We start from the raw sequence: 23,402 nt of genomic DNA, 5'->3' as shown, positions 1-23,402 counted from the left end.
GCACGGGCCCCTGACGGACCAAATGATCATCGTTGCTACGATCAGCGCCTTATGACGGACAAGCGCGACTACGCCAAACTCTGGGTGAGCACGGGAATATCGGCCCTGGGAGACGGCGTCACGCTGGCCGCGGGACCGCTGCTCATGGCGACCATCACCCGCGATCCGGCGTTGATCGCCGGCGCGGTCTTCGCCCAGCAACTGCCCTGGCTGTTGTTCTCCCTCTTCAGTGGTGCCTTCGTCGACCGTGTCGACCGGCGGGTCCTGGTCGGCGTCGTCGACACCACACGCGGCCTGGTGATAGCGGCCCTGGCCCTACTGGTCTGGTACGACCGCGTGAGCGTCCCGGCCGTGTACGGCGCCGTCTTCCTGATGGGCGTCGGATCCACCCTGGCGGACAACGCCGCCCAGGCACTCGTCCCGAGCGTGGTCGGCACGGAGGACCTCCCCAAGGCGAACGCCTGGCTGTCCGGGGCCCGGATGCTCTGCAGCCAGTTCGCCGGACCGCCCCTGGGCGGCTGGCTCTTCGCCGCCGGGGCGGCACTGCCGTTCGGCGTGGACGCGGCCACCTTCCTCCTCGCGGCCGTGCTCGTCTTCGCCATCCGCCCCGGCGCGCACACCGGCCGGGCAGCCACGGACCCAGGCCGCCCGATCGCCGAACGCACATCCGTCCGGCGGGACATCGGCGAGGGTTTCCGCTGGCTGTGGAGCCACCGCGCCCTACGGGTGCTCGCCGTCGTCGCGGGCCTGATGAACCTCACCTTCGGTGGCGCGTTCGCCTCGTACGTGCTGTTCGCGAAGGAACGCCTGGGGCTGACCGAGGTCGGCTACGGGTTCCTGCTGTCGGCGACCGCCGTCGGCGGCGTGGTGGGAACCCTCACGGTCGCCCGCCTGGACGCCCGTTTCGGAGCCGCGCCCCTGCTCCGCGCCGGACTGATCGTGGAGACCCTCGCCCACCTCGTGTTCGCCGTGACCCGCTCACCCTGGGTCGCGGCCGTCACCCTGGTGATCTTCGGCGCCCACACCACCATCTGGGGCGTCGTCGCCGACACCTACCGCCAACGGGCCACCCCGGCCCGGCTGCTGGGCCGGGCCAACAGCGTCTACCTGCTCTTCAGCATGGGCGGCTTCGCACTCGGCTCCCTCCTCGGCGGGTTCGTCGCCAAGGCGTTCGGCATCACCGCGCCGTTCTGGGTGGCGTTCGCGGCCATGACGGCCCTGACCGCACTCGTCTGGCGGGTGGTGACACCCTCCGTGTTCACGAGTGCGGCACCGGAGCGGCAGCAGCCCGTCTCCGCCTGACCCCGGTGCAGGACGCCTGACCCCGGCGCAGGCCGCCCGGCCCCGGCGCAGGCCGCCCGGCCCCGGTGAAGGCCGCCCGGCCCCGACCCAGGGCAGGCCGTCTCACATGTCGCGTGCCAGCTCGTACGACCGCGGGTCGCGATCGGCCGCGTCGTCCCAGCTCATCGGCGAACCGAAGTGGTGCTCCACCCAACTCGGGTCGTACACCGTGTCGAGATAGCGCTCGCCCTGGTCGGGGGCGATGGCCACCGTGGTGAGGGCGGCGGCGTCCTCGCGCCCGGCCAGCCAGCGCAGGGCGCCGCTGACCACCGTGCCCGTCGAACCACCGAACAGGAAACCCCGCCGGGCCAGCGCGTGGCAGCTCTGCAGGGTGTCCTGCTCGGGAACCATCACCACGTCGTCCACCAGGCTGGAGTCGAGGAGCGGAGGCCGCACCCCCGCCCCGAGGCCGGGAATCAACCGGGGAAGTGCCGGGCCGCCGAAGGTCACCGAGCCGACGCTGTCGACGGCCACGATGGTCACGTGCCGGTCCTGCTCCCGGAACCAGCGGGCGCAGCCCATCAGCGTGCCGCCGGTGCCCGCTCCGACGAAGAGGACGTCCAGTTCGGGGAACTCGGCCGCCACGGCCGGGGCCGTACTGCGGTAGTGGGCCTGCCAGTTGTTCGGGTTCGCGTACTGGTTGAGCCAGACGTACCGCGGGTCCTCCTCACACAGGGCGTGCACCATGTCGAGCCGGGCGCCCAGCAGGCCCCGTTCCCCGGCGGGCTGCGTCACCACCCGCACCTCGGCACCGAACGACTCCATCAGGCGGCGGGCGGCCCGGTTGCAGCGGGAGTCGGTCACACACAGGAAGCCGTATCCCCGATGCGCCGCGATCATGCTCAGCGCTATGCCGAGGTTGCCCGACGACGATTCGACGATGACGGAGCCAGGAGTGAGGAGGCCGTCCCGCTCGGCGGCGCGCACCATCTCCAGAGCGGCCTTCAGTTTGACGGAGCCCGCGAGGTTGAACCCCTCGCACTTGAGATGCAGCGGCACTCCGAAGACGTCCTGGAGATCCACGAACACGTCGTCGGCGTTGATCTCGTAGGGGGCGGACACGACCGGCATTTCATCACCCCTTTCGTTACGGGCGCCGACTAGGCGCCGGTGCGTCCATAGCGGTCCAGTTCGTGGAAGAAGCCGTCCACGACGCCGAGTCGGCCCGCCTCCCGCAGTCGGTCGTGCACATGTCGGCCCAGGGCGATGTCGAGCACGCCGAGACCGAACGGCGAGAAGATGACCGGCCGGTCCCTGGGCACGTCGGCCCGGCCCTCCAGGACGTCACAGAGCGTGCCGTCGATGAAGTCGCGGTTGCCCGTGCGCTGTTCGGTCAGGTGGACCGACGTGTCGGCCTTCAGGCAGTGCTCCACGTCGTCGACGAAGTTCGCCGAGGCCAGCACCACTTCGGGGCTCACGTCGCGCAGCGACACGTTCAGCACCAGCGGGCAGTGCGAGAACCACGAGGGCTCGTGGATGTGCGGGGCGCCCGCGACGGTGGCGAACACCACCAGGTCGCTCGACCGGATGAGCTCCTCGGCGGAGTCGTGGACGACGACGGGCGCGGTGTCCGGGCGGCTCTGGAGGTAACCGGCGAACGACTGGGCGTGCTCGTCGGAGAGGTCGTGCACGCCCAGTTCGTCGAAGGTCCAGCCGGTGGCCTCGAAGTAGCGGTGGATGTATCGGGCGATGAGCCCGGTGCCGATGAAGCCGATGCGGCGCGGCCGTTCGTCCGCGCTCAGCCGCTCGGCCGCTAGCACGGCCGACGCGGCGGTCCTGGACGCGCTGATGATCGAGCTCTCCAGGCAGGCGAACGGGTAGCCCGTGCCGGGGTCGTTGAGTATCAGGACCGCGGAGGCCCGGGGGATGCCCGCGGCGACGTTCTCCGGGAAGCTGGATATCCACTTCAGCCCGTCCGTGGCCTCCTCACCGCCCACCGACGCGGGCAGCGCGATGATGCGCGAACTCGGCCGGTCGGGGAAGCGCAGGAAGTACGAAGGCGGGTTGACCGTGGATCCCCGGCCGTGCAACCGGTAGACATCCTCGGTCAGAGCCACCACCTGCCGTTCGTCACCCGTGAGGACCTGGTCGACCTGTTCGCCGGTGATCACGGCGAACGACGGCACGAGAGGGTTTCGGGACAAGAGGGGGCTCCATCCGTGAGGTAGAGGTAGAGGTAGAGGTAGAGGTACGTGTCGGGAAGAGGGAGTCGGAAGCCGGAAGCCGGAAGCCGGAAGCCGGAAGCCGGAAGTCGGAAGTCGGCGGTGCGGCTTCTCAGACGCCTTCGGGCGCCTTGACAGCCGGGAGCTGCACCGGGTCGCCGAGGACGACGGCGATCTCGCGAGGGCCCGTGTACGGCTCGCGGCTGTGGGCCATCCGCAGGTTGTCGACGATCATGAGGTCGCCGGACCGCCACGCCTCGCGGAGCGTGTGCTTCTCGTACACCTCGTTGATCGTGCGCACGGTGGACTCGTCGATGGCGGCGCCGCTGCCGTAGCGGGTGTTGAACGGCAGGCCGTCCTCGCCGAACTCGAACTTCAGGTACTCGCGGACCGCCGGGTCGAGGGTCCATTCGCTCAGGAACGCCACCTGGTTGAACCAGCCGCGACGGCCCGTCACCGGATGGGTCAGCACGGAGGCGGCCCGCTGACGCGTCCGCAGGCCGCCGTCCCCGGACCAGGTGGTCTCGATGCCCCGGGCGGCGCAGTACGCGTCCACGTGCGCGCGGTCCCCGCTGCCGAACGCCGCGGCGAGGCTGATCCCCGTCAGATCGGTGTAGGCGCGCTCGAGCAGCCAGCCCTCGGCCTCGAAGCGGGACACCGCTCCGGCGGGGAGCGCCTCCAGGACGTCGTGCGAGTCGGCCACGGCGGTCGTGCCGCCCGAGGCGGGTTCCGTCAGGCAGGCGAACAGCAGGGTGCCCGGCACCTCACGGGCGTAGCTCAGTTCGTGGTGCATGCACATCGGCTGGTCCGCGGGCCACTCCGAGGACGAGTACACACCCTCGGCCAGGGGCTGCCGCACCGCGAAGCCCTCGCGCTCGCCCATCACCTCGTCGAGGAGCTCCCGGCCCACCCGTCCGACCGTCTCCGCGTCCCGCAGGCCGAGCCCGCGGACCAGCAGCGCTCCGTGCCGCGAGACGGTCGCCCGCAGACGGCCGCGGTTCTCCGCCACCCAGGCGACGGGGTCCGCGGACACGGCGGCCGGGTCCAGGCCGAGCACGGCGGGAGAGGCCTCGGTCCGCACCACTTCGAAGGGGGCGTCCGGGGCCGGCGGCGGCGTGGTCGGTGTTGCCGGTGTTGTCGTCATGGGGAGTTTGCTTTCTTCGCTTCGGGTGCTCTCGATCTCACCGGGTACGGACTCGTCGGCCGACGCGGCGGCCAGCCGTTCGGCGAGCCCGGCCAGCGTGGGGTTCTTGTGCACGTCCCGCAGGACGACCGACCGCTCCATCCGGATCACGAGGCGCACGGCAGAGAGCGAGGTGCCGCCCAGGTCGAAGAAGTTGTCCTGCCGGCCGATGTCCTCGGCGGGGATTCCCAGCACGGCCGCCCAGGCCTCGGCGAGCCTGCGCTCGTCCTCCGTGCGGGGCGCGTCGCGGTGGTCGTCCCCCGCGGTGACGAGTTCGCCCGCGAGCGTGCGCAGGGCCCGTCGGTCGGTCTTGCCGTTGGAGGTCAGGGGGAGCGCGTCCACCTGGAAGATCCGGCGCGGCACCATGTACGCGGGCAGGCTGCGGGCCAGTCCCTCCCGCAGTTCCTCGGCGGACAGCCCGGACCCGGTCTGGAAGCCGACCAGTTCCCGCACTCCGCCGGGGCCCTCGATGACGACGACGGCGCCGTCACGGACATCCGGCAGCCGCAGCAGCTGGTTCTCGATCTCGCCGATCTCGATGCGGAAGCCGCGGATCTTGATCTGTGCGTCGCGCCGCCCGAGGAACTCCAGGGAGCCCTCGGGCAGCCAGCGGCCGAAGTCGCCCGAGCGGTAGAGGCGTTGCCCCGGCCGGTGCGGGTCCGTACCGAAGGCGGCAGCGGTGCGTTCGGGATCGTTGACGTAGCCACGGCCCACGCACACGCCGGAGAAGACGATCTCACCCGGCGCGCCGAGGGGCACAGGACGCAGCTGCTCGTCGACGACGTACACCGTCACATTGCGGACCGGCGGGCCGAGCGGCACCGACTCCCGCTCCGGGACCCCGGTCATCACCTCGTGGTTGGTGTCGTCGGACGTCTCCGTGAGTCCGTACGCGTTGACCAGGGCGATGTGCGGGAACCTGGCGAACCAGCGCGCCGTCAGTTCCTTCTTCAACGCCTCCCCGGTCACCGACACCACACGCAGTCGGCCGAGCCGTCCGGGAGAGTCCCGCAGCCGGGCGAGGAGCACGTCGAGGTAGGACGGCACGACCTGGAGGACGGTGACGCCGCCCTGCTCGGCCGTCTCCAGGAAGCGGTCGACATCGAGGATCGCGTCCTGCTCGATGATCAGGGTGCGCCCGCCGACGACCAGGGCCGCCACGAGCTGCCACAGCGAGATGTCGAAGGACTGCGGCGCGGTCTGGGCGACCACCTGGTCGGCGTCGATCCCGAGGTCGTCGATCTTCGCGTAGAGATGGTTGACGAATCCGGCGTGTTCGCACATCGCGCCCTTGGGCTCGCCGGTGGAGCCCGAGGTGAAGTACAGATAGGCCAGCTGGTCCGGACCGACGGGGAGCGCGGGGTTCTCCGCGGAGCGCCCTTCGGCCAAGGCGTCGGCGACGGTGAGGAATTCGGGGCCCGTGGGCGCGGCTCCCGCCGGGCGGCCGGGGCCGCCGTCCTCGGTCAGCACGAGCCGGCAGCCGCTCCGCTCCAGGGTGCGCGCGATCCGCTCGGCGGGCAGTCCCGGTTCGATGGGCAGATAGGCGGCGCCGGCCTTGAAGACGCCGATCACCGCCGCCTGCCAGTCGAGGTGGCGGTCCGTGGCGACGGCCACCACGGCCTCCGGGCCGAGATTCCTGGCGATCAGCGCGTGGGCGATGCGGTTGGCCGCGGCGTTGAGTTCGGCGTAGGTCCAGCTGGTGCCCCGGTACATGGCCGCGACGGCGTCCGGCCTGAGCGCCACCTGCTCCTCGAAGAGCTCGTGGAACCGGCGGTCGGGCACCTCGCGGTCCGGACCCGCCATGCCGTGGATCTGAAGGCGCAGTTCGTCCTCGGAGAGCAGACCGGCCCCGCGGGCCGGTGCGTCCGGCGCGTCGGCCATCTGCTCCCACGCGCTCAGGTAGTACCCGGCGACGAGGCCGGCGGCCGAGGCGTCGAGAACGTCGGTGCGGTAGCGCAGTCGGAGTTCGAGGCCCTCGGGGCCCTGGCGCAGGGCGGTCACCAGTACGGCTTCCGCGCCTTGGTGGGGGGTGCCGGGGCCCAGGTCGAGCACGGTCTCGAAGGCGCCGTCGACCGCACGTCCCGCGGCCTGCGCACAGGTGCCGAGCAGTTCCCTCCAGCTCTCGTCGCCGAGGGTGAGGGCGCGGGGCAGGGGCTCGGGCGCCGGGGATCCGGCGGCGGGAGGGGCGTCCTCGGCCGACGGGGCGACATAGCCCGACAGGACGGCCCGCTCACCGCTGAGCGCTGAGAGTACGGCGGTGTGTGCGGCGAGGGCCGCCGTCTCCCAGCCGGCCCCGGACCGCCGCGCGAGCAGCCGGAGCCGGGCGGCGAGCCGTCGCGGGATCACCCGGGAAATCTCCGCGTGCCCGTTACGGGCGTCGGAGAGCGGAACCCTGCGCGGTACGAGCCGCTGCGGTGCTCCCGTCATCGTCATCGCTTCCTCCTGTGGAGCCGGAAACCGGCGGGGGAGGTGTGAACGGGCAGCGGACACGAGCACAAGAAAGTACGTGACACCCCGTCGCGCGGCTGCCAATTCGGGCTCGGCCCGAACTCCCCCTGAACTCGTCGCAGCTGCAGACGATCAAACGTTACCTCACGGTGGAATAGCCATCGCGAGGTGAGCGGCAGGGGCCCCGGAACGGCGAACTGACGGTAAGTCCGCTGTAAGTTTCTGCTGTGTACGGGGATTTGGCCTGCGGTCGGGTGGCGTGGCAGTGTTGCCGGGGTCAGTACCTGACCGGCGATCAGTTGTTTACGTATCAACAAGGTTTGACCGGCATTCCGGGGCAGTGACTAACCTCACGACCCCATGGACTCCCGGTGAGGTGCGGGGCAGAATTCAGGCGGAGCCGAGGCCGGGAGAGCCAAGGCTGCGCGAACGGGGGAACGGGGGAAGTGCAATGGAATTTGGGCTTTCGACAGGTGCTCTGCACCCGAAGTCGAGCAGAGGGCCGGGAACGCGATGAGCGACGTCCCTCCGCGGCGGAAGTCGTCGCGAGGCGACGTCGACAAAGAGTGGCCGACCGTGCGCTCCCCGTTCACCTTGCAGTCTATTGCGAAATTTCTGGTACATGCCTAGCAACAGCGATGTCAGATCGCCCGACCGCTGGTTCCGGCCGATAACCGGCACGGGCGGGAGCCCGCGCGTCCGTCTCCTCTGCTTCCCGCACGCCGGAGGCACCGCGAGCTACTTCCGTGACTGGGCACGGCTCGTCCCGCCCGACATCGAGGTGTGGGCCGTCCGGTACCCCGGACGCGAGGACCGGGTCACGGACCCGTTCGCGGAGACCATGACCGAACTGGTCGACGACATCAGCCGGAGCGTCCGGCGGTTCTTCGACCGCCCGTTGGCGTTCTTCGGACACAGCATGGGCGCCTCCGTCGCGTACGAGGTCGCCGTCGCCCTGCGGACGCGGGCTCCCGGTGGCGCAGGGTCCCCCGAGGGTGCCGGGCCCCCCGAGGGCGCGTCGCCGCGTACCGCCGAGCCTCTGACCTCCCTGTTCGTCTCGGGGCGTGAGGGTCCCGGACACGAGACGGTGGGTGAACTCGCACGGACCGACGACGAGCTCATGGCCGCCGTCGTCCGGATGGGCGGTACCGAAGCGCACGCCTTCGCCGATCCCGAGCTGCGCTCCCTGGTACTTCCCCCCATCCGTGCCGACTTCAGCCTGGTGCGGCGGTACGGGAACCGACGTCCGGCGGGCGCCCCGATCGACCTCCCCGTCCACGCCTACTACGGCGAAGAGGACGGCGAACTCACCGCGGAAGCCGTCGCCGGCTGGTCGGCGGTGACGCGGGGACCGTTCGCCGCCCGCGGCTTCCGAGGCGGTCACTTCTACCTCGCCCAGCAGGCCGGGGAACTCGTCGAGGACATCGTCGGCCACCTGCGAACCGTCCAGGCCCCAGCGGCGCACTGAGCACCCCACGGCCCTTGCGCCCGCCACCTCGACCCGGTGGCCGTTCCCGCCCGAGTCGGTGCCGCCCCGGCGACCCCGACCCTCTCCCGTCCTGCCAAGGGCGTCCCTGGCGTCCGGAAAGCCGGACTGCCATGACTTCACCACCACAGGAGAAAACAATGACCAACCCGTTCGAGGATGCAGACGGCACCTACTTCGTCCTGGTCAATGACGAGGGCCAGCACTCCCTCTGGCCCGCATTCATCGAAGTGCCCGCGGGATGGACGACCGCATTCGGTGAGGCCGGACGCGCGGAGTGCCTGGAGTTCATCGAGCAGTCCTGGACCGACATGCGTCCGAAGAGCCTCGTCGCTGCCATGGAAAAGGGCGAAGACGCCGCCGGCTAAAAGCGACCGTCCTGCCGGTTTATCCGTCGCCGTGACACGGCGACGGATCACATTCTCACGACCGTACGAGCCCGGAAAGCACAAGCCCCGACCAGCGGGCCGCCGGACTTCCACACGGTCGAACCAGTTCCGGACACGGGGCGCGTCAGCGCTGCCCGCTGCCCGAGTGCTTTCCGAATAGATCGATCTAGGGGTGTTGTTGTGTCCAAAGCGGACGGCGTCTTCCACGAGCTGATGGCTGCGCAGCTGGGCATCTGGACAGCCCAGAACCTGCACCCCGACAACCCGATCTACAACGTCGGCGAATACATGGAAATCACCGGCGAGCTGGACGTCGAACTCTTCGAACGGGCCCTGCGCGCCGCGTTGAGCGAAGCCGACGTCCTGCACGCCCGCTTCGTCGGCGACGGTGACACGCTGCGGCAGCACATCGAGGCGCACGACGACTGGCCCTTCCACCGGATCGACCTCAGCGGTGAGCCCGACCCGCGCGCACGCGCCGAGGAGTGGATGCGGACGGACATGCGCCGCCCGGTCGACCTGCGCACGGGCCCCCTGTTCACCCAGGCGATGCTCCGCCTCGGACCGGACCACGTCTACTGGTACCAGCGCTGCCACCACATCATCGGCGACGGCTTCTCCGGCCCCCTCGTCAACGCCCGCATCGCCCAGATCTACGCGGCCCTCCTGGAGGACCGGCCCTACGACGAGGGCGCCCTGGCCCCGCTGTCCAACCTGCTCGACGCCGACAGCGCCTACCGCGCCTCGACGGACCGGGAAGAGGACCGCGCGTACTGGGGTGACATCTTCTCCGACGTGCCCACCCCGGTCAGCCTCAGCGGCCGACTGCCCTCGGGAACCCCGCACTTCCTCCGCCGCGGCGCGGCAGACGTGAGCCCCGAGGACGCCACCCGTCTGCGTACGACCGCACGAAGCCTGCGCACCAGCATCTCCGGCGTCGCCATCGCGGCGGCCGCCGTCTACCTCAACCGGGCCACCGGCGCCGAGGACGTCGTCGTGGGCGTCCCCGTCTTCGGCCGGGCCGGCAGCGCCCAGCGCAGGACGCCGGGCATGGCGACCAACCTCGTGCCGGTCCGGTTGTCCGTCCGGCCCTCGATGACCGTGGAAGAGCTCGTACGCCAGGTCTCCGGCAGGGTCCGCAGCGCCCTGCGGCACCAGCGGTACCGGTACGAGGACATCCTCCGCGACCTCCGCCTCATCGGCCGCGGCAGCCTCGCCAGCATGGTCGTCAACGTCGTCCCCTACGCCTACGACTTCGCGTTCGGCGACTGCGAGGTCCGCGCCCACGCCCTGAGCAGCGGCCACTTCCCCGACGTGGCGTTCTGCGTGTACGACCGTTCCGCGGACGGCCGCATCGAGATCGCCCTGGACTCCAACCCCGAGCTGTACACGGACGACGAGACCCAGCTGCACACCGAGCGGCTGCACGACGTCATGACCTGGCTCGCCGCCGCCTCACCGGAAGAACCGGTCGGCCGCGTCGAGATCCTGGACGAGAAGGAACGCCGCCGGCTCCTGCACGACTGGAACGGCACCGAACGCCCCGTCCCGGACACCACGCTGACCGCACAGCTGGAGGCGCAGGCGGCACGCACCCCCGAGGCCGTCGCCGTCACCTCGCAGGGCACGGAGCTCACGTACGCCGAACTCGACCGGCGGACCAACCGCCTCGCCCGGCTGCTGATGTCGCGCGGCGTGGGCCCGGAGTCGCTGGTCGCCGTCTGCATGGAGCGGTCGGCTGACCTCGTGGTGGCTCTGCTGGCGGTCCTGAAGGCCGGCGGCGCGTACGTACCGGTCGACCCGGAGTACCCGGCCGACCGCATCGCCTACATGCTCGACGACGCACGCCCCGCCCTGGTCGTCACCAGCGACTCGATCGGCTCCGTCCTGCCGCAGGAGGGCTGCCCGGACCGCGTCGTCCTCGACGACCCGCAGACCGTCGACGCACTCCAGCGGCTGGACGCCGACGCCGTCGATGACACCGAGCGGCACAGCCACCTGCTCCCCTCCCACCCCGCCTACATCATCTACACCTCGGGCTCCACCGGCCGCCCCAAGGGCGTGGTGATCACCCACCAGAACCTGGTCAACTACGTGACCCGCTGCGTGGAGGCATATCCCGACCTCCACGGAACGACCCTGCTGCACGCCTCCATCTCCTTCGACGCCGGCGTCACCGGCCTGTACGGCGCTCTGACCTGCGGCGGCCGCGTCATCGTCGAAGGCCTCGACGAACATTTGCCGAGCGCCCTGCACGGCCAGGAACTGACCTTCCTCAAGGCCACGCCCAGCCACCTCGCGTACATGGACGGCTTCGACGACAACTGCGCCCCCTCGGGGCAGCTGATGGTCGGCGGCGAGGCGGTCGGTGGAACCCAGATGCGCGAGTGGCGCCGCCGCCACCCCTCCGTGTCGGTCGTCAACCACTACGGACCCACTGAGGTCACCGTCGGCTGCACCGACTACCCGTTGAGCGCGGGCGACGACTCCGAGACCGGCGTCCTGCCCATCGGCCGCCCGATGTGGAACACCCGGGTGTACGTACTGGACGCGGCACTGCAGCCCGTGCCCGTCGGCTCCGAGGGTGAACTGTACGTGGCAGGAGCCCAGTTGGCGCGAGGCTACCTCGGCCGCCCCGGACTGTCGGCGGAGCGCTTCGTGGCGTGCCCGTTCGGTGCCGCGGGTGAGCGCATGTACCGCACAGGCGACGTGGTGCGGTGGCGTGCGGACGGGGTCCTGGAGTTCCTGGGCCGCGCGGACGACCAGGTGAAGCTGCGCGGTTACCGCATCGAGCTGGGCGAGATCGACGCCGCCCTGACCTCGCACCCGCAGGCCGCCCAGGCCTCCGTGATCCTGCGTGAGGACGTACCGGGTGACAAGCGCCTCGTGGCGTACGTCGTGGCGGCCGGTGACGAGCCGGTGGACGTGGCACGGCTGCGGACGCATGTGGCGGGCCTGGTGCCGGAGTACATGGTGCCGTCGGCCTTCGTGGTCCTGGACGCGCTGCCGCTGACGGTGAACGGAAAGCTCGACCGTCGTGCGCTGCCGGCCCCCGACTTCGGAGCCGCGGTGTCGGGCCGCGCCCCGTCGACCGTCCAGGAGGAGATCCTGTGCGCGGCGTTCGCGGAGGTCCTGGGCCTGCCGCAGGTCGGCGTCGACGACAACTTCTTCGAGCTGGGCGGGCATTCACTCCTGGCGGTCAAGCTCGTCGAGCAGCTGCGGGTGCTGGGTCTGCCGGTGAGCGTGCGGACGTTGTTCGCCTCGCCGACGGCGGCGGGGCTGGCGGCGGAGGTCGCCGCGGGGCAGCACGCCGTCTCGGTGCCGGAGAACCTGATCCCGGCGGGCGCGGAGGTGATTGTCCCGGAGATGCTGCCGTTGGTGGAGCTGACTCCGGAGGAGATCGAGCGGGTCGTGGCGGCGGTACCGGGTGGCGCGGCGAACATCGCCGACATCTACCCGCTGGCCCCGCTCCAGGAGGGCATCTTCTTCCACCACCTGATGGGTGGCGAGGACGGCGCGGACGTATATGTCCTGCCGACCGTGCTCGGCTTCGACTCCCGCCAGCGCCTCGACCAGTTCCTCGGTGCGCTGCAGGCCGTGGTGGACCGCCACGACATCCTGCGGACCGGTTTCGTGTGGGAGGGCCTGCGCGAGCCCGTCCAGGTCGTGGCACGCCGCGCCGAGATCCCAGTACGCGAAGTGGACCTCGGCGACTCGATGGTCACGGACTCCCCGGTCGACCGCCTGCTCGCCGCGTGCGACCCGACGATGGACATCAGGCAGGCACCCCTGCTGCGCGCCACCATCGCCGGTGAACCCGCCGACGACCGCTGGCTGCTCGCCCTCCAGAGCCACCACCTGATACGCGACCACACGACCCTCGACGTGCTGCTCGGCGAGGTCCGTGCGCTGCTGGAGGACGGCCGGGAACTGTCCGAGCCGGTGCCGTTCCGTGAGTTCGTGGCGCAGGCGCGCCTGGGTGTCTCGCGCGGCGAGCACGAGCGGTTCTTCGGCGAGCTGCTGAGCGGTGTCGACGAGCCGACGGCGCCTTATGGGCTGCTGGATGTGCACGGTGACGGTTCGGAGGTCGTCGAGGCGACGGCCGTGCTGGATTCCGGCCTGGCTGCCCGTCTGCGGGTGCAGGCACGCCGGTTGGGCGTGAGCCCGGCGACGTTGTTCCACCTGGTGTGGGCACGGGTCGCCGCGGTGACCTCGGGCCGTGACGATGTGGTGTTCGGCAGTGTCATGTTCGGCCGTATGCAGGCGGGCGCGGGCGCGGACCGTACGCCGGGCCTGTTCATCAACACCCTTCCCGTACGTGTCCCCACGGGCCGTATCGCGGTGACGGACGCGGTACGCGGCATGCAGAAGCAGCTCGCGGACCTCCTCGTCCACGAACACGCACCCCTGGGCCTGGCCCAGCAGGCCGCCGACCTCGCGGCGGAGGCCCCTCTCTTCACCTCACTCCTCAACTACCGCCACAGCGCCGGCGCGCCCGGGGACGCGCCGAGCATCGGCCTGGAGGGCGTGGAGCTGCTCTCGGTCCGTGAGCGGACGAACTACCCGCTGACGGTGTCGGTGGACGACTCGGGTGCGGGTTTTGGTGTCACCGTTCAGGCGTCGCTGCCCATCGACGCAGGCGCGGTATGCGGCTTGGTCGGTGTCGCGGCTGAGGGCGTGGTCTCGGCGCTGGAGAGCGAGGCGACCGATGAGCTGCTGAGCAGTGTCCCGGTGCTGGGTGCCGAGGAGCGTGGCCGGGTTCTGCGGGAGTGGAACGCGGCGGGCGTGGAGGTGCCGGATGCGACGTTGACGGAGTTGCTGGCGGCGCAGGTGATGCGTTCGCCGAAGGCGGTCGCGGTCTCGTTCGAGGGCGCCGAGCTGTCGTATGCGGAGTTGGACGGTCGGTCGAACCGCCTTGCGCGGCTGCTGATGTCGCGTGGTGTGGGTCCGGAGTCGCTGGTCGCGGTGTGCATGGAGCGCTCGGCGGATCTGGTGGTGGCTCTGCTGGCGGTGTTGAAGGCCGGCGGCGCGTACGTACCGGTGGACCCGGAGTATCCGGCCGAGCGCATCGCGTACGTACTGGAGGACGCGCGACCGGTCCTGGTCCTCACTGATTCGGCGTCGCAGTCGGCTCTTTCCTCTCTTGCCTCGCAGAACGCACCGGTGTGTGTCGTGCTCGATGCTGCGGAGACCGTGGCGGAAATCGGTGCGCTGGACGCGGGCGTGGTCGGGGATTCCGAGCGGAGTGGACGCATTCTGCCTTCGCATCCTGCGTATGTGATTTATACGTCGGGTTCGACGGGGCGTCCTAAGGGTGTGGTGGTTCCGCACGCGAATGTGGTGCGGTTGTTCGGTGGTACGGACGGTTGGTTCGGGTTCGGTGCTGCTGATGTGTGGGCGTGGTTCCATTCGTTCGCGTTCGACTTCTCGGTGTGGGAGTTGTGGGGTGCGTTGCTTCATGGTGGGCGGCTGGTGGTCGTGCCGCGTGGGGTGTCGCGTTCGCCGGGTGAGTTCTTGGAGTTGTTGGTTCGGGAGCGTGTGACGGTTCTGAATCAGACGCCTTCGGCGTTCTACCAGTTGATGGCTGCGGATGAGCGTGAGCCGTTGCTGGGTGAGCGGTTGGCGTTGCGGTGGGTGGTGTTCGGTGGTGAGGCGCTGGACCTGTCCCGGTTGCGTGGTTGGTATGCGCGGCGTGGGGCGGCCGGGAATGGCCCGGTGCTGGTGAACATGTATGGGATCACTGAGACGACGGTGCATGTGAGTCATGTGGCGTTGGATGAGGCTGCGGTGGCGGGTAGTGCGTCGTCGGGCAGTCTGATCGGTGGGGGGATTCCGAATCTGCGGCTGTTCGTGCTGGATGCCGGTTTGGAGCCGGTGCCGGTGGGTGTCGCGGGTGAGTTGTATGTCGCGGGTGGGCAGTTGGCGCGTGGCTATCTGGGTCGTGCGGGGTTGTCGGCGGAGCGTTTTGTGGCGTGTCCGTTCGGCGCGGCGGGTGAGCGCATGTATCGCACGGGTGATGTGGTGCGCTGGCGTGCTGACGGGAACCTGGAATTCGTCGGTCGTGCCGACGATCAGGTGAAGGTGCGTGGTTTCCGTATCGAATTGGGTGAAGTCGAGTCGGCGGTGCTTTCGCATGCCTCGGTCGCCCAGGTTTCTGTGCTGGCTCGTGAGGATGTTCCGGGCGATACGCGTCTGGTGGCGTATGTGGTCGCGGCCGGTGACGAGCCGGTGGACGTGGCACGGCTGCGGACGCATGTGGCGGGCCTGGTACCGGAGTACATGGTGCCGTCGGCGTTCGTGGCGCTGGATGCGCTGCCGTTGACGGTGAACGGAAAGCTCGACCGGCGTGCGCTGCCCGCCCCCGATTACGCGCCTTCGGGTTCGGGTTCGGGCCGTGCTCCCTCGACCGTCCAGGAAGAGGTCCTGTGCGCCGCGTTCGCGGAGGTTCTGGGCCTGTCGCAGGTCGGCGTGGACGACAACTTCTTCGAGCTGGGCGGGCATTCGCTGCTGGCCGTGAAGTTGGTGGAGCACCTGCGGCTTCGTGGGGTTCCGGTGAGTGTGCGGACGTTGTTCGCCTCGCCGACGGTGGCGGGGCTGGCGGCGGAGGTTGCCGCGGGGCAGCACGCCGTGTCGGTTCCGGAGAACCTGATCCCGGCAGGCGCGGAGGTGATTACTCCGGAGATGCTGCCGTTGGTGGAGCTGTCTTCGGAGGAGATCGCGCGGGTCGTGGCGGCGGTACCGGGTGGCGCGGCGAACATCGCCGACATCTACCCGCTGGCCCCGCTCCAGGAGGGCATCTTCTTCCACCACCTGATGGGTGGTGAGGATGGCGCGGACGTATACGTCCTGCCGACCGTGCTCGGCTTCGAGTCGCGTGAGCGTCGTGACCAGTTCCTGGACGTGCTGCAGAAGGTCGTGGACCGCCATGACATTCTGCGGACCGGTTTCGTGTGGGAGGGCTTGCGGGAGCCCGTCCAGGTCGTGGCACGGACGGCGAAGATCTCAGTGGAGGAGACGGCCCTCGCCCCCCGGGCCGACGGGGACGCGGTCCAGCGTCTGCTCGCCGCCTGCGCGCCCACGATGGACGTGGGCCGTGCCCCGCTCCTGCGTGCCACCGTCACCGCGGAGCCGGCCGACGACCGCTGGCTGCTCGCTCTTCAGGTCCACCACCTGGTCCAGGACCACACGGCTCTGGCCGTCCTCCTGGGCGAGGTACGAGCGTTGCTCGCCGGCAACGAAGAGCACCTTACGGAGCCGGTGCCGTTCCGTGAGTTCGTGGCGCAGGCGCGCCTGGGTGTCCCGCGCGGCGAGCACGAGCGGTTCTTCGGCGAGCTGCTGAGCGGTGTCGACGAGCCGACGGCGCCTTATGGGCTGCTGGATGTGCACGGTGACGGTTCGGAGGTCGTCGAGGCGACGGCTGTGCTGGATTCGGACCTGGCGGCTCGTCTGCGGGTGCAGGCGCGCCGGTTGGGTGTGAGCCCGGCGACGTTGTTCCACCTGGTGTGGGCACGGGTCGCCGCGGTGACGTCGGGCCGTGACGATGTGGTGTTCGGCAGTGTCATGTTCGGCCGTATGCAGGCGGGTGCGGGCGCGGACCGTACGCCGGGTCTGTTCATCAACACGCTGCCGGTACGCGTTCCCACGGGCCGCATCACCGTGACGGACGCGGTACGCGGCATGCAGAAGCAGCTCGCGGACCTCCTCGTCCACGAACACGCCCCGCTCACCATCGCCCAGCAGGCAAGCGGCCTACCGGCGGAGGCCCCTCTCTTCACCTCGCTCCTCAACTACCGTCACAACGAACGTCCCGGTGAGGACATGGGCGTCGACATCGACGGCCTCGATCTCCTCCACACACGTGAGCGGACGAACTACCCGTTGACGGTGTCGGTGGACGACTCGGGTGTGGGCTTTGGTGTCACGGTTCAGGCCTCGCTGCCGATTGACGCAGGTGCGGTGTGTGGCCTGGTCGGTGTCGCGGCTGAGGGCGTGGTGTCGGCGCTGGAGGACGAGGCGACGGATCAACTGCTGGCCTCTGTCCCGGTGTTGGATGACACGACTCGTACTCGGGTTCTGCGGGAGTGGAACGCGACCGGTGTCGAGGTGCCGGATGTGACGTTGACGGAGTTGCTGGCGGCGCAGGTGGTGCGTTCGCCGGAGGCGGTCGCGGTCTCGTTCGAGGGTGCTGAGCTGTCGTATGCGGAGTTGGACGCGCGGTCCAACCGCCTTGCGCGGTTGCTGATGTCGCGTGGTGTGGGTCCGGAGTCGCTGGTCGCGGTGTGCATGGAGCGGTCGGCCGACCTGGTGGTGGCCCTGCTGGCGGTGTTGAAGGCCGGCGGCGCGTACGTACCGGTGGACCCGGAGTACCCGGCCGAGCGCATCGCGTACGTACTGGACGACGCGCGACCGGTCCTGGTCCTCACTGATTCGGCGTCGCAGTCGGCTCTTTCCTCTCTTGCCTCGCAGAACGTACCGGTGTGCGTCGTGCTCGATGCTGCGGAGACCGTGGCGGAAATCGGTGCGCTGGACGCGGGTGTGATCGGGGATTCCGAGCGGCGTGGACGCATTCTGTCTTCGCATCCTGCGTATGTGATTTATACGTCGGGTTCGACGGGGCGTCCTAAGGGTGTGGTGGTTCCGCATCGTGGCGTGGTGAATCGTCTGTTGTGGATGCAGGGTGTGTTCGGTCTGGGTGGTTCGGACCGGGTGTTGCAGAAGACGCCGTTTGGTTTCGATGTTTCGGTGTGGGAGTTCTTCTGGCCGCTGGTCTCGGGTGCGGGGCTGGTGGTGGCTCGTGCGGGGGGTCATCGGGATGCGGCGTATTTGGCGGAGTTGATTCGTCGTGAGGGTGTGACGGTCGCGCATTTCGTGCCGTCGATGCTGCGGGTGTTTGTGGCTGAGCCCGGTGCGGCCTTGTGCGGGGGTCTGCGGTGGGTGGTGTGCAGTGGTGAGGCGTTGCCGGTTGATTTGAGGGACCGGTTCTTCGAGGTGCTGGGGGGTGTGGGTCTGCACAATTTGTATGGGCCCACGGAGGCGTCGGTCGATGTGACGGCGTGGGTGTGTGATGCCGGTGATGGTGGTGTGGTGCCGATCGGGCGTCCGGTGTGGAACACGGGTGTGTTCGTGCTGGATGCCGGCCTTGCGCCGGTGCCGGTGGGTGTCGTGGGTGAGTTGTATCTGTCGGGTGTGCAGTTGGCCCGTGGGTATGTGGGTCGTGCGGGGTTGTCGGCGGAGCGTTTCGTGGCATGCCCGTTCGGTGCTGCGGGTGAGCGCATGTATCGCACGGGTGATGTGGTGCGTTGGCGTGCTGATGGGGCGCTGGAGTTCATCGGCCGTGCTGACGACCAGGTGAAGGTGCGGGGTTTCCGTATCGAGCTGGGTGAGATCGAGTCGGTGCTGATGGCGCATGGCTCGGTGTCGGCGGTGTCGGTGATCGCGCGTGAGGACGTGCCGGGCGATATGCGTCTGGTGGCGTATGTCGTCGCGGCCGACGGCGAGCCGGTCGATGTGGCCGGGCTGCGGGCGCACGTGGCGGGGATGTTGCCCGAATACATGGTTCCCTCGGCGTTCCTCGTCCTGGACGCGCTGCCGCTGACGGTGAACGGAAAGCTCGACCGCCGTGCCCTGCCCGTGCCGGAACGCCCGGTTGTGCTGTCGGGCCGTGCTCCCTCGACCGTGCAGGAGGAGATTCTCTGCGCCGCGTTCGCGGAGGTTCTGGGTCTGCCGCAGGTCGGGGTGGACGACAACTTCTTTGAACTGGGTGGGCATTCGCTGTTGGCGGTGCGTCTGGTGAGCCGGATTCGTTCGGTGCTGGGTGTCGAAGTTGGTGTGCGGGCGTTGTTCGAGGCGCCTTCGGTGGCGTTGTTGGCGGAGCGGTTGTCGGGTGCTGTGGGTGCGCGTCCGGCGTTGGTGTCGCGGGTGCGTCCTGAGTTGGTTCCGTTGTCGTTCGCGCAGCAGCGTCTTTGGTTCCTGGGGGAGTTGGAGGGGCCGAACGCGACGTACAACATTCCGGCTGGTATCCGGTTGTCGGGTCCGGTGGATGTGGTGGCGCTGGAAGGTGCGCTGCGGGATGTGGTGGAGCGGCACGAGGTGCTGCGGACCGTGTTCCCCACGGTCGAAGGCACCCCCCGCCAGCACATTCTCGACGCTGCGGAGATCGACCTTCCCTTCGTTGCGGCTCAGGTCACCGAGGACGAACTCCCCGGGGCCATCGACCGTGCGATGACCCAGGCGTTCGATCTGTCGGTGGATGTTCCGATCCGGGCGTGGTTGTTGTCCGTGGGTGCGCAGGAGCATGTGCTGGTGCTTGTGTTGCATCACGTGGCGGGTGACGGATGGTCGATGGCTCCGTTGGCGCGTGATGTGTCGCAGGCGTATGCGGCACGTTGTGCGGGCGTTGCCCCGGATTGGGCTGCGTTGCCGGTGCAGTACGCGGATTACACGTTGTGGCAGCGGGAGCTGCTGGGTGAGGAGAGCGACCCGGAGAGTCTGATGTCACGTCAGGTGGCGTACTGGCGTGAGGCGTTGGCGGGTGTGCCGGATGAGCTGGTGTTGCCGGTGGACCGGGCGCGTCCTGCGGTGGCCTCGCACGAGGGTGCGTCGGTGCGGCTGGAGGTTCCTGCTGGTGTGCATGAGCGGCTGGTGGAGGTTGCCCGTGCGCATGGGGTGACGGTCTTCATGGTGTTGCAGGCCGGTCTGGCGGCGTTGTTGAGCCGGCTGGGTGCGGGTGAGGATGTGCCGGTGGGTGTGCCGGTGGCGGGGCGCTCGGACGAGGCGTTGGAGGACCTGGTCGGGTTCTTCGTCAATACGCTGGTGATGCGGACCGACGTCAGCGGTGACCCGTCGTTCTCGGAGCTGCTTGAGCGGGTACGGGAGTCCTCCCTCGGCGCGTACGCGCACCAGGACGTGCCCTTCGAGCGGCTGGTCGAAGACCTCGCCCCCACCCGCTCCATGGCCAGGCACCCCCTCTTCCAGATCATGCTGGGACTGGACAACCACGCCGAAGCTGTCGTCACGCTGTCCGGAATCGACGCGGAGGTCATGCCCGGCGGCCAGGCCCCCGCCAAGTTCGACCTGGACCTGAACATCCGGGAGCGCTTCGACGCCTCGGCCGAGCCCGCCGGTCTGGACGGCACGGTCGTCTACGCCACGGACCTCTTCGACCGGGAGACGGTCGTGGAGCTCATGGAACGTTACGTACGCGTCCTCGCAGCCGTCGGAGCCGACCCGCGGCAGCCGGTGAGCCGCATCGAGGTTCTCGGCGACGCCGAACGCGAGCGGATACTCTCCGACTGGAGCCTTTCGCCGCGCGGCGTGCCGGCCCATGTGCTGTCCGTCCCGGCCTTCGCCCAGGGACCCCGCGTTTTCGTCCTGGACGCGGCGCTGCGGCCGGTTCCCGTGGGTGTCGTGGGCGACCTGTACGTCGCCGGGGGACCGGTTGAGCAGGGCTCCGCCGATCTTTCGGGGCTGCCCGTGGAGCGGGTGGTGGCCTGTCCGTTCGGCGCGCCCGGTGAGGGTATGTACCGGACCGGAGACGCGGTGCGGTGGCGTGCCGACGGCAGCCTGGAACTCGTCTCGGCCGTGGCCGGGGGAGAGGACGACCCGGCGACGCCCGACGGCGCGCTTGCCGCCGGGGGCCGCGGACCGTCGTCGGTGCAGGAGGAGATCCTGTGTGCCGTGTTCGCCGAGATGCTGGACGTCCCGCACGTCGGTGTGGACGACAACTTCTTCGAGCTCGGCGGCCACTCGCTCATGGCGGTGAAGCTCGTCGTACGGCTGCGCGAACTGGGTCTGCCGGTGAGCGTGCGGGCCCTGTTCGCCTCCCCGACGGTGGCCGGACTGGCCGCTGCTGTGGGTGGGGATGGGCCGGGCACGGTGCAGGTTCCAGAGAACCTGATCCCGGCGGGCGCGGAGGCGATCACTCCGGAGATGCTGCCGTTGGTGGAGCTGTCTTCGGAGGAGATCGCGCGGATCGTGGCGGCGGTACCGGGTGGCGCGGCGAACATCGCGGACATCTACCCGCTGGCCCCGCTCCAGGAGGGCCTGTTCTTCCACCACTTGATGGGTGGCGAGGACGGCGCGGACGTATACGTCCTGCCGACGGTGCTCGGCTTCGACTCCCGCGAACGCCTCGACCTGTTCCTCGACGTGTTGCAGAAGGTCGTGGACCGTCACGACACCCTGCGGACCGGTTTCGCGTGGGAGGGCCTGCGCGAGCCCGTCCAGGTCGTGGCACGCCGGGTCGACATACCCGTACGTGAAGTGGACCTCGGCGACGCGGTGGGCACGGATGATGCCCCGGTCGACCGGCTGCTCGCCGCGTGCGACCCGTCGATGGACATCAGGCAGGCACCCCTGCTGCGCGCCACCATCGCGGCGGAGCCCGGAAGCGACCGTTGGCTCGCCGTCGTCCAGACCCACCACTTGGTCCAGGACCACACCGCGATGGGCGTCCTGTTCGGCGAGATCCGTGCGCTGCTGGAGGGCGGCCAGGAACTGCCGGAGCCGGTGCCGTTCCGTGAGTTCGTGGCGCAGGCGCGCCTGGGCGTCTCGCGCGGCGAGCACGAGCGGTTCTTCGGCGAGCTCCTGAGCGGCGTCGACGAGCCGACCGCGCCCTACGGGCTGCTCGATGTCCAGGGCGACGGGACCGATATCGCAGAGGCGACCGTCGAGCTGGACGCGTCCGTGGCCGCCCGTCTGCGGGTGCAGGCACGCCGGTTGGGTGTGAGCCCGGCGACGTTGTTCCACCTGGTGTGGGCACGGGTCGCCGCGGTCACGTCGGGCCGGGATGACGTGGTGTTCGGCAGTGTCATGTTCGGCCGTATGCAGGGGGGTGCGAGTGCGGACCGTACGCCGGGCCTGTTCATCAACACCCTGCCCGTACGTGTCCCCACCGGCCGCGTCACCGTGACCGACGCGGTACGCGGCATGCAGAAGCAGCTCGCGGACCTCCTCGTCCACGAGCACGCCCCGCTGACGCTGGCCCGGCAGGCGGCCGATCTGGACGCCGGAGCGCCGCTGTTCACGTCGCTGCTGAACTTCCGCCAGAACGCACGGCCCGCCGAGCAGGACGACACGTCGATCGCGGAGCTCAGCCTCGGGCTCGCCGGTGTGGAACTGCTCTCCGCCCGTGAGCGGACGAACTACCCGTTGACGGTGTCGGTGGACGACTCGGGTGCGGGCTTCGGCGTGACGGTGCAGGCATCGATGCCGATTGACGCGGGTGCGGTGTGTGGCCTGGTCGGTGTCGCGGCTGAGGGTGTGGTGTCGGCGCTGGAGAGCGAGGCGACCGGTCAACTGCTGGCCTCTGTCCCGGTGTTGGATGACACGACTCGTACTCGGGTTCTGCGGGAGTGGAACGCGGCGGGCGTGGAGGTGCCGGATGCGACGTTGACGGAGTTGCTGGCGGCGCAGGTGATGCGTTCGCCGGAGGCGGTCGCGGTCTCGTTCGAGGGCGCTGAGCTCTCCTATGCGGAGTTGGACGCGCGGTCCAACCGTCTTGCGCGGCTGTTGATGTCGCGTGGTGTGGGTCCGGAGTCGCTGGTCGCGGTGTGCATGGAGCGGTCGGCCGACCTGGTGGTGGCCCTGCTGGCGGTGTTGAAGGCCGGCGGCGCGTACGTACCGGTGGACCCGGAGTACCCGGCCGACCGCATCGCGTACGTACTGGACGACGCACGGCCGGTCCTGGCGCTGGCCCGTCAGGACACGCGGGCCGCCCTGGCCGATGCCGGGAATTCCCTTCCGGTCGTGGTCGTGGACGACTCGCAGATCGCCGCTGAATTGACGGCCGCAGCCGACGGCCCCATTCAGGACGTCGTGATCTCGCCTTCGCATCCTGCGTATGTGATTTATACGTCGGGTTCGACGGGGCGTCCTAAGGGTGTGGTGGTTCCGCACGTGAATGTGGTGCGGTTGTTCGGTGGTACGGACGGTTGGTTCGGGTTCGGTGCTGCTGATGTGTGGGCGTGGTTCCATTCGTTTGCGTTCGACTTCTCGGTGTGGGAGTTGTGGGGTGCGTTGCTTCATGGTGGGCGGCTTGTGGTCGTGCCGCGTGGGGTGTCGCGTTCGCCGGGTGAGTTCTTGGAGTTGTTGGTTCGGGAGCGTGTGACGGTTCTGAATCAGACGCCTTCGGCGTTCTACCAGTTGATGGCTGCGGATGAGCGTGAGCCGTTGCTGGGTGAGCGGTTGGCGTTGCGGTGGGTGGTGTTCGGTGGTGAGGCGCTGGACCTGTCCCGGTTGCGTGGCTGGTATGCGCGGCGTGGGGCTGCCGAGAACGGCCCGGTGCTGGTGAACATGTACGGGATCACTGAGACGACGGTGCATGTGAGTCATGTGGCGTTGGATGAGGCTGCGGTGGCGGGTAGTGCGTCGTCGGGCAGTCTGATCGGTGGGGG

The 23,402-nt window shown here is 69.5% G+C and carries 7 protein-coding genes; 4 read left to right on the top strand and 3 right to left on the bottom strand.

The genetic code is table 11. The features are described from left to right. Positions 1-51: 51 nt before the first annotated feature. A complete protein-coding gene (locus AB0N81_RS00035) occupies positions 52-1,302 on the top strand; it encodes an MFS transporter (RefSeq protein ID WP_365354220.1) in 1,251 nt (416 codons plus the stop codon). A gap of 102 nt (positions 1,303-1,404) precedes the next feature. On the opposite strand, the gene sbnA is transcribed toward AB0N81_RS00035, so the two are convergent. The 3 genes from sbnA to AB0N81_RS00020 all read right to left on the bottom strand — a co-directional run bounded on the left by sbnA (position 1,405) and on the right by AB0N81_RS00020 (position 7,119). Further along, entirely contained in the window at positions 1,405-2,412 is a 1,008-nt protein-coding gene (gene sbnA / locus AB0N81_RS00030) for a 2,3-diaminopropionate biosynthesis protein SbnA (protein ID WP_365354219.1), read from the bottom strand. 29 nt (positions 2,413-2,441) lie between these two features. Continuing rightward, positions 2,442-3,485, bottom strand: a complete 1,044-nt coding sequence (sbnB, locus tag AB0N81_RS00025) for a 2,3-diaminopropionate biosynthesis protein SbnB (protein ID WP_365354217.1) — start codon at positions 3,483-3,485, stop codon at positions 2,442-2,444. Between the two features lie 130 nt (positions 3,486-3,615). Beyond that, positions 3,616-7,119, bottom strand: a complete 3,504-nt coding sequence (locus AB0N81_RS00020) for an amino acid adenylation domain-containing protein (protein WP_365354215.1) — start codon at positions 7,117-7,119, stop codon at positions 3,616-3,618. A 637-nt stretch (positions 7,120-7,756) separates the two neighbouring features. On the opposite strand from AB0N81_RS00020, the gene AB0N81_RS00015 reads away from it, so the two are divergent. From AB0N81_RS00015 to AB0N81_RS00005, 3 genes are all read left to right on the top strand, one after another. Next, positions 7,757-8,602, top strand: a complete 846-nt coding sequence (locus AB0N81_RS00015; RefSeq protein ID WP_365354213.1) for an alpha/beta fold hydrolase — start codon at positions 7,757-7,759, stop codon at positions 8,600-8,602. Between the two features lie 158 nt (positions 8,603-8,760). Beyond that, positions 8,761-8,988, top strand: coding sequence for an MbtH family protein (locus tag AB0N81_RS00010; RefSeq protein WP_365354211.1), 228 nt, complete (start codon positions 8,761-8,763; stop codon positions 8,986-8,988). A 201-nt stretch (positions 8,989-9,189) separates the two neighbouring features. Beyond that, the coding region (locus tag AB0N81_RS00005; protein WP_365354209.1) for an amino acid adenylation domain-containing protein at positions 9,190-23,402 on the top strand (14,213 nt) is incomplete at its 3' end.

The sequence above is a fragment of the Streptomyces sp. NPDC093510 genome (assembly GCF_040683555.1).
Taxonomy (GTDB): Bacteria; Actinomycetota; Actinomycetes; order Streptomycetales; family Streptomycetaceae; genus Streptomyces.
Note: the sequence above shows the minus strand (reverse complement) of the source record. Positions and strands in the feature narration are given on the sequence as shown.